13 protein-coding genes are annotated in these 14,880 nt (G+C 52.5%); 4 read left to right on the forward strand and 9 right to left on the reverse strand.

The features are described 5' to 3' along the window. Window positions 1–34 precede the first annotated feature (34 nt). From AC0Z7K_RS06360 to AC0Z7K_RS06390, 7 genes are all read right to left on the reverse strand, one after another. Window positions 35–538 (reverse strand): hypothetical protein, encoded by a 504-nt coding sequence (locus AC0Z7K_RS06360; protein WP_485613442.1) that lies wholly within the window; start codon window positions 536–538, stop codon window positions 35–37. Window positions 539–550: 12 nt separating this feature from the next. Further along, a complete protein-coding gene (locus AC0Z7K_RS06365; protein ID WP_485613444.1) occupies window positions 551–1,021 on the reverse strand; it encodes a DUF1240 domain-containing protein in 471 nt (156 codons plus the stop codon). Then, window positions 1,011–1,940 (reverse strand): hypothetical protein, encoded by a 930-nt coding sequence (locus AC0Z7K_RS06370; RefSeq protein ID WP_485613445.1) that lies wholly within the window; start codon window positions 1,938–1,940, stop codon window positions 1,011–1,013. Before AC0Z7K_RS06370 ends, AC0Z7K_RS06365 begins: the two co-directional genes overlap by 11 nt. 156 nt (window positions 1,941–2,096) lie before the next feature. Then, window positions 2,097–5,183, reverse strand: coding sequence for an efflux RND transporter permease subunit (locus tag AC0Z7K_RS06375; RefSeq protein ID WP_485613446.1), 3,087 nt, complete (start codon window positions 5,181–5,183; stop codon window positions 2,097–2,099). After that, on the reverse strand, window positions 5,180–6,322 hold the full coding sequence (locus AC0Z7K_RS06380; protein WP_485613447.1) for an efflux RND transporter periplasmic adaptor subunit: 1,143 nt from the start codon (window positions 6,320–6,322) through the stop codon (window positions 5,180–5,182). Before AC0Z7K_RS06380 ends, AC0Z7K_RS06375 begins: the two co-directional genes overlap by 4 nt. Before the next feature lie 114 nt (window positions 6,323–6,436). After that, a complete protein-coding gene (locus tag AC0Z7K_RS06385; protein ID WP_413531023.1) occupies window positions 6,437–7,612 on the reverse strand; it encodes a sensor histidine kinase in 1,176 nt (391 codons plus the stop codon). Then, a complete protein-coding gene (locus tag AC0Z7K_RS06390; RefSeq protein WP_485613448.1) occupies window positions 7,609–8,304 on the reverse strand; it encodes a response regulator in 696 nt (231 codons plus the stop codon). Before AC0Z7K_RS06390 ends, AC0Z7K_RS06385 begins: the two co-directional genes overlap by 4 nt. A gap of 127 nt (window positions 8,305–8,431) precedes the next feature. Here AC0Z7K_RS06390 and AC0Z7K_RS06395 point away from each other — a divergent pair, with 127 nt between their 5' ends. Next, window positions 8,432–9,220 carry a MipA/OmpV family protein gene (locus AC0Z7K_RS06395; RefSeq protein ID WP_485613449.1) on the forward strand — a complete coding sequence of 263 codons (789 nt, stop codon included), beginning with the start codon at window positions 8,432–8,434 and terminating at the stop codon, window positions 9,218–9,220. 82 nt (window positions 9,221–9,302) lie between these two features. Here AC0Z7K_RS06395 and AC0Z7K_RS06400 read toward each other — a convergent pair whose 3' ends face one another. Then, window positions 9,303–9,938, reverse strand: coding sequence for a helix-turn-helix domain-containing protein (locus AC0Z7K_RS06400; protein ID WP_485613450.1), 636 nt, complete (start codon window positions 9,936–9,938; stop codon window positions 9,303–9,305). A gap of 505 nt (window positions 9,939–10,443) precedes the next feature. On the opposite strand from AC0Z7K_RS06400, the gene AC0Z7K_RS06405 reads away from it, so the two are divergent. The 3 genes from AC0Z7K_RS06405 to AC0Z7K_RS06415 all read left to right on the forward strand — a co-directional run bounded on the left by AC0Z7K_RS06405 (window position 10,444) and on the right by AC0Z7K_RS06415 (window position 13,995). Further along, entirely contained in the window at window positions 10,444–10,698 is a 255-nt protein-coding gene (locus AC0Z7K_RS06405) for a hypothetical protein (RefSeq protein ID WP_485613451.1), read from the forward strand. A 420-nt stretch (window positions 10,699–11,118) separates the two neighbouring features. Beyond that, complete coding sequence (locus tag AC0Z7K_RS06410) at window positions 11,119–12,504, forward strand: diaminobutyrate--2-oxoglutarate transaminase (RefSeq protein WP_413531018.1); 1,386 nt, start codon at window positions 11,119–11,121, stop codon at window positions 12,502–12,504. An 18-nt stretch (window positions 12,505–12,522) separates the two neighbouring features. Next, window positions 12,523–13,995 (forward strand): pyridoxal phosphate-dependent decarboxylase family protein, encoded by a 1,473-nt coding sequence (locus AC0Z7K_RS06415; protein ID WP_485613893.1) that lies wholly within the window; start codon window positions 12,523–12,525, stop codon window positions 13,993–13,995. Window positions 13,996–14,097: 102 nt separating this feature from the next. Here AC0Z7K_RS06415 and AC0Z7K_RS06420 read toward each other — a convergent pair whose 3' ends face one another. Next, the gene (locus AC0Z7K_RS06420) at window positions 14,098–14,865 is read right to left on the reverse strand and encodes a FadR/GntR family transcriptional regulator (RefSeq protein ID WP_413531016.1); all 768 of its coding nucleotides are present in this window, start codon (window positions 14,863–14,865) and stop codon (window positions 14,098–14,100) included. Window positions 14,866–14,880 lie beyond the last annotated feature (15 nt).

Consider the following 14,880-nt stretch of genomic DNA (forward strand, 5'->3'; position numbering starts at 1 on the left):
ATTCCTATTAGGGAAAATAAATACTATTAACTTCTCATTCATGAAGTTTATTCACTTTATGGCCATCTCCTTTCCCCCATGGTATTACGCCAGTAATCTCAAAGCATTTATTTTTGTCCTTCACATAATAGACCCCCGAGAATGCACCGCCGACGGGGCAGGAGTGATAGGATGAAAAGGCAAAAGCAATATTTATGGCAGGTCCTAGCAATACTGATGAAAAGAAAATAATACAGGTTGTCATCCCTAGTTTATCCACATACTTCATCACGCGTGGATCTACTTTTTGATTTCTGGTGAAAAAAGAACTCAGAAAAGCAACTTCATAGGCTAAATATAATGGCATAACAGTCAGAATGGGCAGGCTTCTCCAGTTAAAATATATTATATCCGCGAATGATAGGATTTTTAGAATATCTTGTAATGTCAGCCAAATAAGGAAAGGCATTGGCATGGGGAAAATAATTACAGCTATTAATCGAGCGATAATATTTCTATTGGATTGTAATGTTTCATCTGTTTTTTTGGAAAAACTCATTATATGTTCCTCTCAGGAATTATCAACTTTGTGCCTATTCCCTTCGCTCCATGGTTTCACGCCAGTAATCTCAAAGCATTTACTTTTATCTTTCACGTAATAAACACCGGAGAATGCACCGCCAACGGGGCAGGACTGATAGGATGAAAAGGCAAAACCTATATTGATCAGTGGCCCCGCGAAAATAGCAGGGAAAAAAGTAAAGATACTGAATGCAGTGATATGAATCATATACTTAAGTATGGTTGGGTGTGCCTTTCTGTCCTTTGAAAAACAACAACTGATGAACATAATCTCAAAATAGACCATCATGGGTATACTGGTCAGTATAGGGAGTGCACGCCAGTTAAAATAAATAACATCTGAGCCTGAAAAAATATTCAAGAATTCGGCACCACATACTGAGATACAGAAATAGATCACAAAAGGAAGACCAATCCCTACAGCATAAAAGGAAAAAATGTTTTTTATATTACCTGACATATAAATTACCCAAACTCATTGGATTTATTAACGGTGAGCAATTCAGTAAGTTCCATCTTTCTATTTTTTGCCTTTCAACAATGCCTTCTCTGATAAGCTCTTTTAATTTTTCAGATAATTTATATTTCTTGTCAATATAGTCTAATGATACTGTAACGATTACCCCCACTGCCACTATAAAAATCATCCCAACGGCAATTGATAATGTAACTGTAAATAAAGTTGCAAGTAATGCTCCTGCTGTCATAAGGATTTTTGTCACAAAAATCGTCACAATCACTTTCGCTATATCCATCGTAATATCCCCGACGAAATCTATAACGGAATATTCATCTTTAAAAATGAGCTCAATGGCGCGGTAACCCATAGAGAACCAGATGCAAAAACGAGCGCCGCTGATGATCCCGGCATCTTTCCCGGCGGTGCCGATACCTAACTCTAGTATTTGCGGATTATTGATAGCGTAGCGGGTGCCTTTCAGGATACGACGGATCCCGGCTCTGCCCGTGATTTTGACATACTCGATCCCCTTATACTTATAGATAAAGGCTTTAATGCCTAAACTCTTAAATCGAAAAATCAGCTGCTGCGAGCTGTTATAATGCGTGGTCAGTTTCCGAATGTTTTTAATACCACCGTAGGTATCATTAATATTTCCTGCATAGGTGGCGATAGGATCCACGGAAACGAGTAACTGGTTGAGCACGGCATCGGCTTCCTCCAGTGTGAGCAACATGATATGCGTGGTATTTCTCTCAAACACCGACTCCAGCCCTAAAGTATCGAGAATATATTCATGCTGCGGTATCAGCTGATTTACCGGCACATTACCGCGCAGGTAATCACCCAGATAGCCCGCTGCCGTGCTGGTTTGCCTGAGTTCATCGGGTGCTTTCCCCCTGCTTAATTCATCCTTCATTCATATAACCCTCTCACTCAATGAGAGGGTTATATTATTCTTATATTAATAACAAGAGTTGATCCAGGTTGTCATTTCACAATCAAACATACTTAAAATACAATCATTGAAATGATGATAGCGATTAGTGTTATTTGAATAACTAATAATATCTAATTAGTGGTAATTAACATTACTAACGCTTTTCTTGTATTTATCACCGATAGCCATCACCAGACTCATCGCCGCTGGTAGGACCGTCAGGGTAACCAGCGTGGCGATGATCAGCCCGCCGATAATTGCAAAGGCCATCGGGCCCCAGAATACCTGATGGGAAATGGGGATCATTCCGAGGATGGCGGCGCAGGCGGTGAGGACGATTGGGCGTGCGCGGTGTACGGCGGCGGTGACGATCGCCTTATTGTTCGTCATGCCCGCGCTGCTGTTGTTATCCACCTCGCTGATGAGGATCACCGCGTTACGGATTATCATTCCTGCCAGCGCAATGACACCCAGCAGGGCGACGAAGCCCATCGGCGTGCCGGTGGGTAACATCGCCAGCACAATGCCGATCAGGCCAAAGGGCGCCATGAACAAGGCGAGCAACATGCGGGAGAAACGCTGTTGCTGGATCATCAACAGGATCAGCATGGCAAACAGCGTCAGCGGCAACATTGCATACACCGAACGGTTGCCTTTGTTTGATTCTGCCACCGTGCCGCCTTCTTCAATCTGATAACCGGGGGGCAGTGACGCCTGCAAGCGCGCCACCTGCGGTGCAAGCTGCTGCGACAAGGTTTCCGCCCGTAGCCCCGGTGCCAGATCGGTTTGGACGGTGATAAACGGCAGCATCTGTCGCCGCCAGATCACCGGCTCCTCCAGACCCCATTGCGGCGTCGCGACCTGTTCCAGCGGGATTTTGTCGCCGCCGGACGTGGTCAGCATCATGCGGGAAATCGTTGCGATATCCTGCCGCTCGGCGTCGTTGCCGCGCATCACCACATCCACCAGACGGTTGCGATCCCGCACCGTGGTGATCGTGCTCCCCGAATAGAGCGCGTTGAGCGTCTCCGCCAGCGTTTCTGAAGAGACGCCTGCTGCGCGCGCGGCGGTCTGGCTGACGTTCATGGTAATGGCGCGCTCCGGTTCTCCGGCGGTGAGATTAACCTCCCGCGCGCCCGGATTATCACCGACGATCGCCGCCAACTGGCGGGCGATCTTCTGGACTCTCTCATAATCTGACCCGCTGACGCGATACTTCACCGGCCAGCCGACCGGTGGCCCAAGCTCCAGCGGTGAAACCCGCGTGGTCAGTGCGCTGAAGTTGCTTGCCAGCAGGCTGTCAAGCTGTTGCCGGACGCGGTCACGCGCTTCCAGATTTTTAGCGACCACCACCAGCTGTGCGGTATTTTCATTATCGGTCAGCACGTCGAGCGGCAGATAAAAGCGAATGGCACCGCCGCCTACGTAACTGGAGAAGTGATCGACGTCAGGATTTTTGCGCAATGCCTGTTCCAGTTTTTCAGTCTGGCGCGCCGTTTCAGTCTGCGACGCGTTGCCCGGTAACGTCAGGCTGACCAGTAACTCGGGGCGGTCGGACGCCGGGAAGAATTCGCCTTGCATAAATGTGGTTCCCCACAGGGCGATAAGCAGTGCCGTGACTGCGCCAACCACGGTGAAAAGGCGATGACGGAGAACTGACTGCAATATGGCCTGATAAAACCTCAGCGCTTTTCCCGGTTCAGCGTGCTGATGCGTTTTCTCGCCGCAAAGTAACCAGGTGCCCATCAGCGGGGAAAAGAGGATCGCTACCACCCACGAACTGAGCAGTGAAATGAGCACCACGGCGAACAGCGATAAACAGTATTCCCCGGCGCTGGAGGCGGCGAACCCGACCGGAATAAACCCGGCGATCATTACCAGTGTGCCGGTAAGCATCGGGAAGGCCGTGGTTTCAAACGCATACGTGGCTGCGCGCCAGCGGGTGTCACCGGCTTCGAGCCGCGAAACCATTGCTTCAACGGTGATCATGGCATCATCAACCAGCAGCCCGAGCGCAATGATCAGCGCGCCGAGTGAGATCCGTTGCAGGCCGATGCCCGCCAGCATCATGCCGGTGAAAGTCATTGCCAGCACCAGCGGGATCGCCGCCGCGACCACCAGACCCGCACGCATCCCGAGTGAGACGAAAGACACCGCCAGCACGATAGCAATCGCTTCCAGAAGCACCCTGAGAAAGCCGCTGACCGCCTGCTGCACCACGGCGGATTGATCCGCCACTTTGGTCATCGCGATGCCGTGCGGCAGACGGTTGCCGATATTCGTCATCCGCTGATTAACCGCTTTACCGAAATCGGTCATATTGCCGGTGGCCGCCATCGAAATTGCCAGACCCAGAGCGGGCTGACCGTTGACGCGAAAGGCGAGGGCAGGCGGCGTCTGGCTCTCGCGGCGGATGGTAGCGATATCGGTCAGCGGAATGTAGCGACCCGCGATATGCAACGTCACCGCTCGCAGACTTTCTTCCGAGTTCAATGCACCACTGACCCGCAGGGCGATGTTCTCTTTATCACCGCGCAACGTCCCGGCGGGTACGACGGCGTTTTGCGCTTTCAGAGCATCGGTCACCTGTTGCAGGTCGATCCCCATTCCGGCCAGCTGACGGGGTGAGAACGCGATAACGATCTGCTCTTCCTGCACGCCGATAAGATTAACTTTACCAATGTCCGGCAGCGACATCAGGCTGCGGCGGATATCCTCCACCCGGTCACGCAGCTGCCGCGCCGTGTAACCGTCGGCAGTAAAACCATAGATTGTGCCAAAGGTATCGGCGAATTCGTCATTGACCGAGACGCCCTGAACGCCCTGCGGCAGCGCCGGGCTGATGTCCTGCACTTTTTTACGCACCTGATACCAGACATCTGCGACGGCGGCGGGCGGTGTGTCATCACGCAGATTGACCATAATGAGGGTCTGACCACTACGCGTTTCGCTCTGCACGTAGTCCAGATGCGGCGTTTCCTGGAGCTTTTTCTCCAGCGGATCGGTCAGCAGATTTACCGTATCCTGTACATTCGCCCCCGGCCACTGTGCCGAGACCACCGCCGTTTTGATGGTGAATGCGGGGTCTTCGTTGCGCGGCAGATTTTCGTAGCTCATCACGCCCGCCACCATGATCAGCAGCATGAAGAAGATCATCAGCTGCTGATGGTTCAGCGCCCAGCCTGACAGGTTGAACGTCTCTTTGAGGGAACGCGGGCTCATGGGTTAGGCTCCTGCGCGATCACTTTTTCACCCTGACGCAGCTTACTCACGCCCGCCGTCACAACCGCGTCACCGGCGCGGATCCCCGCCGTCACATAAATATCCTCGGTGGTAAACCGTCCCAGCGTCACCTCGCGCAGTTGTAATCGCTGGTTCGGTTTGTCCACCACGAACACCGCCGGTTTATCACCGTTGCGCGTCAGTGCGGAGGCGGGCAGCGCAATCATGGTCTGGCCGGATTGCGGCCATGTGCCCTGAACGCTGGCACCCAACGCCAGTGCATCGGGCGGATTGTCCAGCGTAACGCGTACACGCCATGTGCGGGTTTGCGCATCGGCCTGCGGGCTGATGTCACGAAGATGGCCAGTGGCCTGAACGGCAGGATTGGATAGCAGTGACACCGTCACTTGTCCGGTGCTGCTTTGGGCGAACGTGTGTGGCGTGGCAACGTTGAACACCGCATCGCGGCCGTTGCTGGCCGCCAGCGTCATCACGCTTTGACCGCTGCTCACCACCTGACCGGCGGACGCATTGACGGTGGTGATCACGCCGTCGTCCGGCGCGGTGAGACGCGTCCATGCCAGCGTATCCTGCGCGGTTTTCAGGCTGGATTCACTGCTCTGACGGCGTGAAAGCGCCGCCTGCCAGTCGGACTGTGCGGTATCAAACTGCGCACGGGATATTGCGCCCTGTGGCATCAGCAGCTTCATGCGGTGCAGGTTTAGCGCGGCCACGCGTTCTGCGGCGCGGGCGCTGTCCAGATCGGCACGGGCGCTGGTGAGCTGATTCTGGCTGGTATCGCTCTCCTGCGTCGCCAGCAGTTGCCCGGCGTGAACCCGATCGCCGACGTCAACCGCACGGCTCAGAAGGCGGCCATCCTGACGAAAACTCAGTGTGACATCATCATGGGCGCGGATTTCGCCGGTTTGCACAACGACGCTGGCGGAGGAAGGCGCGGACGCGATGACAAAACGCACCGGACGCGCTGGGGCGGCGGACGGTTTTTCTTTGTCATGACAGGCGACGAGCGCCAGCGCCACGGGGAGCAGTATTAACAAAAAGGACAGGGCGCGCAGACGGTGCGACGCCGCAAGGTGATGGATAGCCTGTCTGGCGTAATCGGTGAGTGTGTCGTTCATGACCCGGTTCCTGAATTGAGATGACGCTATTCAATCCGGGATGTGTCCAGATTCCCTGTATGTTTCATCAAGAAAAATGCAAGACGGGCGATTTTTATCACCCGTCCCCAAAAGTCAGAACTCTACAGCAGGAAGAAACACGGTCAGTTGCAGCCCGCCGCTCTCCGGTAGCGAGGCGCGAAGCGTGCCGCCGTGCGCCACACAAATCGCCCGCGCGATGGACAGTCCCAGCCCGCTGCCGCCGGAATGGCGGGCACGGGAAGACTCAGCGCGGGTGAAGCGTTCAAACATGCCCGGTAAAAAGTCACCGGGCACGCCGGGGCCGAAATCACGAAAAATAATTTCCTGTCCACCCAACAACGTCCGGATCTCGACCTTCAGACGTTTCCCTTCGGCGGCATAGCGCAGCGCATTCTCCATCAGGATGGTGAACACCTGCGCCAGTCGGAAAGGATCGCCGAGGTACAAGCAGGGCCGCAGCGGGAGGATTTCAATCGCCATGCCCGCCGCTTCTGCCTGCGGTTTCAGCCAGACGGCGCGTTCCTGCAACAGTTCTGTCAGATCGAGCGTGCTTTTGTTCAGAGAAAGCTGACCGGCATCCGCCAGTGAGAGCAGGTGAAGTTCATCCGTCAGACGGCTTAGGTGCTGAAGCTGCTTCATCACCATGTTGAGTTGCTGAGGTTCCGGCTCGAAGACGCCGTCGATCATGCCCTGCAAACGCCCGATGGCAGCCGTGAGCGGTGAACGCAGTTCATGGGCCATGGCGACATGCGAGGCACGTAGCTCACGATCGTAGCGTTCCAGCTGTCCGGTCATGGCATTAAAGTTTTCCGTCAGCTGGATAAGCTCGGTGGGTGCCTTTTGTATCTGTTCGGCACGGGTGCTGAATTCTCCCCGCGCCACGGCACCGGCGGCGGTTGCCAGACGGCTTACCTGCGCTGAAAGCGGCCGCGCGGATCGTAATCCAAACACGACGATAAACGGAATGACGATGACCACCAGCACCCCGACGGTGATCCAGTCCGATGACGCAATACTTGGATCCGAATAGCTTATGCCCCAGCGCTCATCGACTATCTGATGAAAACGCGCCAGATTGAGCGCCGGTTGCTGGCGCAGAAGCGCAAATTCCTCTCTCAGCGCCGGTGGCATATGGTGGAGGATCCACAGATTCTGGATGACAAACCGCAGCCACATGCACAGGGCAATCAGGATCACCGATCCTATCGCCAGCGTCAGGACGCGGACGCAGATCCAGCGCCAGAGGGACTGATGTTGTTGCTGTTTCATGGCTGTCTGAACCTGTAACCGATACCGCGTACGTTAATCAGCACATTCGGGATACCCGCTGACTCCAGTTTTTTCCGCAGATTGTAGACGTGCGTATCCACCACCCGCTCCAGCGCCTCGCTTTCCGGCAGGCAGCGTTCCAGCAGCTGTTGGCGTGTAAATGGCCGCGTCGGAGCACCCATCAAAATCACCAGCAGTGCGAACTCTGTCGGCGTCAGTTCCAGCGTTTTTGTCAGGCCTGAGGGCTCTGTTATCGTCGCGGTGAGCGACTCGGTATCCACTTCCAGCCCTTGCCAGCGCAAAATATCAGCCTGTCGGGATTTCGGAGCAGCGCGACGCAGCACCGCCTGCACCCGCGCCACCACCTCGCCGGGGTTATAAGGCTTGACCACATAATCATCTGCGCCGTAGCGCAGCGCGCCGATCCGGTCTGGTGCATCGCCCATTGCCGTGACCATAATTACCGGCGTATCGCTGGTGCGCCGCAGGGTCGACAGCACCTCTGTACCATTCATGCCGGGCAACATCACATCAAGCAGGATCAGATCAGGTTTCCAGCTTCGCACCTTTTCCAGCCCTGCCAGCCCGTCGCCCGCGACCGCCACATCGTAATTCTCGCGCTTCAGGTAGGCTTCAAGAACGCCCGCCGCATCGGCATCATCTTCTATAACCAACACTCGTTTAGTCTGCATTAAGGCAACCTTGACAGTTTCTTCATAATTCCCAAGCAGTTTATTGACACTGCCTCTCCATACTTTCTGCTTCAGACGTGCCCTGAACCCCTTCCTGGCCGTCAACACTATGGGCAATGAGGAATTCATGATAACCAGAAAATTGATCATGCACATGACATGCTTTGCAATCACCGCGGCGGCGATGGTCGCGCACGCTGACGACAGCAGCACACCGTCGTCGAGCTTCACGCTGGGCGTGGGCGCGCTGAATGCGCCAAAGTACAGCGGTTCTGATAAACGTCACACCGTCATCGCGCCGGTCATTCAGGCGCGCGATGGCGCATTTTTCTTCGACGGGATGAAAGGGGTCGGTTACGATCTGCAAAGTGATAACGGGCTGTATCTTGAGCATACGCTCGGATACAGCCTCGGGCGGACGGAGAAAGATTCCGGCTGGCGCGATGGCTCGACACAGCTGAAAGGCATGGGCAACATAAAAGCGGCGCTCAACACGTCTGTCGCTGTGGGCTGGCAGGCGACGAGCTGGTTCTCAATGGAAGGTAAAGCCACACTGCCGCTGACCGACGGGCAGGGCGGGCAATATCAGGCCTCGCTAACGCTGCTCCCATGGCAGGATGAAACGGATACCGTGGCGGTGCAGTCAGCAGCGCTGTTTGGCGACAGCCGCTATATGCAGACGTTTTATGGCGTGAATAAGAAACAGAGTGAACGCAGTGATTACGCTCATTATCAGCCGGGCGGCGGATTCTACGGCATCAATACCGATCTCACCTGGAGCCATACGTTTTCACCTCACTGGGCGACCGTGTTGATTGGCGGCTATACCTGGCTCGGCGACCACGCCGCAGACAGCCCGATAGTGTTTCGCCGTAATCAGGCCACGGCGTCAGCGGCGATTTTATACAATTTTTGATTTTTCCTCGTTAACGGACATAACAAAATCGCTACTTTGTTATGCTCAGCGCCGGAGGCATTCTCCGGCGCAGGAATGAATTTCAGTATTTCTTAGGCAGTTTTCGGGAAGTTGAAATCAGTTTCCCTCTGCTGACCGCGATGTAGCCGCCTTTGCTGAGGGTAGAGATAATACTGACAATGCCGCTTTTTGAAAGATTACTGCGAAATTTTATATAATTAATTATGCTGGTTTTTATTCTGATTTCATGAGGTAACTTTTCGAGCTCATACAACAACCCGCGAACCATTTCATAGGAAGTTCTATTGACTAATAGCTCAATTCTGCTGGCGGTATAATCATTGAGATAAGCCTGGTAATTGAGAACCGCTTTTATCAAATTATGCGTGCTGATCAATTCTATACACTGCTTTAACGTCAGTGTTTTTACAACGCAATAGTGATGTAATCGGAAACGATAAAAATTATATCGGTAAAGAGACCCCTCAATGCCTAAGATGAATGGCGCCATAGCACAGGCATAGAGTAAATTGTCAGAGGTTTTATAGATATCAATCTCCCCCTCACACAGCAACAAGACGAGTAACTCGCCATTTTCTACAAAATCAAAGTCTTTACCCTCTGGTTCAATATCCACATCTTTAGCGTTCTGCTTAAAAATGTTAATTAATTTGATGATTGCAGCTTCATTTTTGACGGGCTCATTGACGGATTTCATTGGCTCACCTAAAAATTATAAAACATATATCTTCAAGCCTTAGCCTCAGGGTTAAGGTATGTGTAATTTTCAATATCTCCTATAAGGTAACAGATAATGCTCTGATTACTTTTTACTTCAATAAACACTCAGTCAGTAACGGAGCGGGATGACCTGCGGAAAATCAAGATGGTAGGGTAATTTCCATGCTGAGGCCCGGGAGAATGAAGGATGAACTCAATTAAGATTTTTATCACACAACGAGAAATACTTTCACACTTACTGGTTTTATATATAGATAAAAATTCCATATTTATTTCACTAACACAAAGAGCTAAATGCCTCTGGTGATTATAGATTGTTTTCTTTGTGAAGGTAGCGGTTAAAAGTACCATTATTGTACTTTATGATTATTATTACATATTCTATTTTTCATGCTATAAAGTGTAATTACCTCGGGAAGTGAGTAATGCATCAATCATCTTTTGATTATACCCGTAAGAAATATAATTTAAGGAACATGCTCATGAAATTGCTTAGAAATAAATCGGATTACACAGAGTGGATGATGAAGGATTTTATTAAGGTAATGAGTGAATGGGACACGTTGGATTATGTTGAATTGGAAAAAGAAGTTGAATTGGGTATGCCGGAGTCTTTTCCCTGCCTGGCTTTTATTGTTTCAGGCAGGAGTATCTTGGAACCAGAAGTTCCTGCATTTATGTCTCGTAAGGAATTACAGAGTTGGATAGAAATAATGAAATTAGGCGATGAGAATTAGGATTTTATAAATATCAGGGTGTTATGAAAAAGCGGGTCAGTGGCTGAGGATGGGTGGATAAGCCTCACTGCGATAAAGAGGGCGACCACTCATCAGGGATCCTTTATTAACCACAATTTGCTATCATTCCTCCCCCGTAGATACCCTCAAATTCCCCTCGTTCAGCCCCTCTGTGCGCACCTTTAACTGCAATTTTGTGCCTTAGTAATGCTCTTATAAGCGAGCTGTGACAGCATTATCGGTCATAAAATCAGCATCTTATTGATTCGTATGCAAAAGAATAAACAATTCTATACAAAATAAATTATTGAGCCGGGGGCAAAAAAGCCATATATTGGCCGCGTTTTTTCACGGTAGTTACCTTTTTAATTCATTTATTCAACTGAGACGTTAGCGATAACACTCGGTTGTAGGAGAGATATGATGACGGATAAAGTCCGTATTGATAATTTAGGTGCGAATTCATTACATGGAAACAATGAAACCTATTTGGCGAGACAAGCTGAATTTGAATCGAACGTCAGGAGCTATCCACGTAAATTGCCGTTAGCGATTGCTAAAGCAAACGGCGTGTGGATTACAGATGTTGAAGATAATCAATATCTTGACTGCCTGGCGGGCGCAGGAACGTTAGCCCTTGGACATAACCATCCTGACGTGCTGCAAAGCATCCAAACTGTCATTACCAGCGGCTTGCCGTTACATACACTGGATCTGACAACGCCGTTGAAAGACCAGTTCTCTGAATATCTGCTTTCTTTATTGCCGCAACAGGGCAAAGAGTATTGCCTCCAGTTCACCGGCCCGTCTGGCGCTGATGCGGTGGAAGCCGCGCTGAAACTGGCCAAAAAGTACACCGGCCGTTCTGGCGTGATCAGCTTCTCCGGCGGCTATCACGGCATGACGCATGGCGCGCTGGCGGTGACAGGTAACCTGTCTCCGAAAGAAGCCGTCAACGGCATGATGCCTGAAGTGCAGTTTATGCCTTACCCGCACCAGTACCGTTGCCCGCTGGGCATTGGCGGTGACGCCGGCGTTAAAGCCTTAACGTACTACTTCGATAACCTGATCAACGACGTTGAAAGCGGAGTGCGTAAGCCTGCTGCGGTCATTCTGGAAGCTGTCCAGGGTGAAGGCGGCGTGAATCCGGCGCCTGCCGAGTGGTTGCAGCGCATCCGTAAAGTGACTCAGGAACACGGCATTTTGCTGATCCTCGATGAAGTTCAGGCTGGCTTCTGCCGTACCGGTAAACAGTTCGCCTTCGAACACGCAGGCATTGAGCCGGATATCATCGTGATGTCTAAAGCCGTCGGCGGCGGTTTGCCACTGGCCGTTCTGGGTATCAAAAAACAGTTCGACGCCTGGTCTCCGGGTCATCATACCGGTACCTTCCGCGGCAACCAGCTGGCGATGGCGACCGGCCTGACCACGCTGAAAATTCTCAAAGAAGAGAAGATTGCCGAGAAAGTGGCGGCACAGGGCGAGTGGCTGAAAGGCAAACTGGCTGATATGCAAAAACGTTACCCGGTGATGGGTAACGTGCGCGGTCTGGGCCTGATGATCGGTATTGAGATCGTGAAACCCAATGAAGCGCAGGATCACATGGGTTGCTACCCGGCTGACGGCGATTTGTCTGCGCTGTTGCAGAAAAAATGCTTCGAAGCCGGTCTGATCCTTGAACGCGGTGGCCGTAACGGCTGCGTTCTGCGTCTGCTGCCATCCCTGCTGATCACCAATGATGAACTGGGTATTTTCCTGGATAAATTTGAGCAGGCCCTGTTAGCGGCTGGCGTCAAACCTGTCTGAGTGGAGTGAATGACCGCGATGTCCGAGTTAAACCCGATTCTGGCGGCTTCAGCGCAAAGCACTGAAGCGTACCAGCAGGCGATTGCACAAAGCAGCGCAGCTGTCGTGCAGTGGCTGCAACAACCTGAGATGTATCAGGGGAAATCCGTTGCTGAACTGCGTGAGCGCATTACGCTTGATTTCAATCCAAACGGCCTGGGCAATCAGGCCGCCATTGAACGTGCGATTGAGTACTTTTTAAAAGACAGCCTGTCGGTGCATCACCCGCAGTGCGTCGCGCATTTACATTGCCCGAGCCTGGTGATCAGCCAGGCCGCTGAAGTGTTGATTAATGCCACTAACCAAAGCATGGATTCCTGGGACCAAAGCCCGTCGGCCACCATCATTGAGATGAAGCTGATTGAATGGCTGCGTACTCAGGTTGGTTACCAGGCTGGCGATGCGGGTGTGTTCACCAGCGGTGGCACCCAGAGTAACCTGATGGGGCTGATGCTGGCGCGTGACGCCTTCTTCGCCCGTCAGGGGCACTCTGTTCAGCAAGAAGGTCTGGTCGGTAATCTGAAAAAGATCAAAGTGTTTTGTTCTGAAAATGCCCATTTCTCGGTGCAGAAGAACATGGCGTTGCTCGGTCTGGGTTATCAGTCGGTCACCCTGGTGAAAACCGATGAGTTTGCCCGTATGGACGTTAACGATCTGAAAGAGAAACTTGCTGCGGCACAGGCCAACGGCGAGCAGATTCTGGCGATTGTAGCGACCGCAGGCACCACCGACGCCGGTGCGATCGATCCGCTGCGTGAGATTGCCACGCTGGCGGCTGAGCAGCAGATCTGGGTGCATGTGGATGCGGCATGGGGCGGTGCGCTGTTGCTGTCTGAAAAATACCGCGACTATCTGGATGGCATCGAGCTGGTGGATTCCATCACGCTGGACTTCCATAAGCAGTTCTTCCAGACCATCAGTTGCGGCGCGTTCCTGTTGAAAGAAGCACGTCACTATGAGCTAATGCGCTACCAGGCGGCTTACCTGAATTCCGAGTTTGACGAAGAAGCGGGCGTGCCGAATCTGGTGTCCAAATCGTTGCAAACCACTCGACGTTTCGATGCATTGAAACTGTGGATGGGTCTTGAAGCGTTAGGGCAGAAACAGTACGCCGAAATTATCGATCACGGTGTGACGCTGGCACAAGACGTGGCGAAGTTCGTCACCGCAGAATCGTCGCTGGAACTGGTCATGCAGCCCCAGCTGGCAAGCGTGCTGTTCCGCTACCGTCCTGAGCAACTGGCTCACAGCAGTGATGCGGCTATCGCATTGCTGAATCAGAAAATCGGCGACGCGTTGCTGGACTCAGGCCGCGCCAACGTGGGTGTTACCGAGCACAACGGCGTCACCTGCCTGAAACTGACCCTGCTGAACCCGACCGTCACGCTGGAGGACATAAAAGTCCTGCTGGCGCTGGTGGATAAAACGGCACAGCAACTGCTGAACGCGTAAGTTCTGGTTCTGCGCCAGTGGGCAGCAAAAAGCCGGTGATACGAAAGTATTACCGGCTTTTTTGTGTCTGAAATTCAATGAAACGATGCGTTGTCCGTCATATCATCGCTCACTCAAAAACCGTTCCTCCAGCGTCGCCTCGAGCCCCAACATGGCGTCTTCGGCGTGCTGCATGTGCTCGGTCATGATTTGCGAAACGGCGGCGGCGTCCTGACGGCGCATGGCGTCGATCAGCTTGTATTGATAATCAATACCCGCGCTGCGCTCTACCGGTTCGGGGCGCTGGTAAATGTCTTTGCACACCGCCAGGTCTTTTAGCAGACGTTGCAGGAAGTGACAGATAAACGCCAGCAGGACGTTATCGGAATAACTGGCGACCACGCCGTGGAAATCCAGTTCGGCCATGCGCTGTTCCCAGCGCTCGGTTTCGTCTGCGGGTTCGTGATCGTATACGGCGATCAGCTGATGCAACTGCTCAAATCCTTTGGCGTCGATATTGCCGATGGCGCTGACCGCCACCAGTGGTTCCAGCGCTTTGCGCAGCGCGTAGATATTACTGATCGAAAGCTGGCGGGTAAAAAGGTAATTCGACAGCAAACTCATGGCGCGCGATTCGGTCATGGAATCGATAAACGCGCCGCCGCCGGGCCCGGTTTTGGTTCGGATCAGCCCCTGAACCTCCAGAGATTTCAGCGCTTCGCGCACCGTGCCTTTGCCTGCCGCGTAGCGGGTGATCAGGTCTTTTTCCTGCGGCAGACGGTCACCCGGCAGCAGGTTTTCACTAATAATACTTTCTTTGATAGCGTCGACAATTTCGTCAGTGCGTTTACGGCGTACCGGTTCCGGCGGGTGTGACGTTTCAGTGCTCATAAATCCCTTCATCGG

The sequence above is a fragment of the Rahnella sp. 1L-D-7-B-C2 genome (assembly GCF_057290995.1).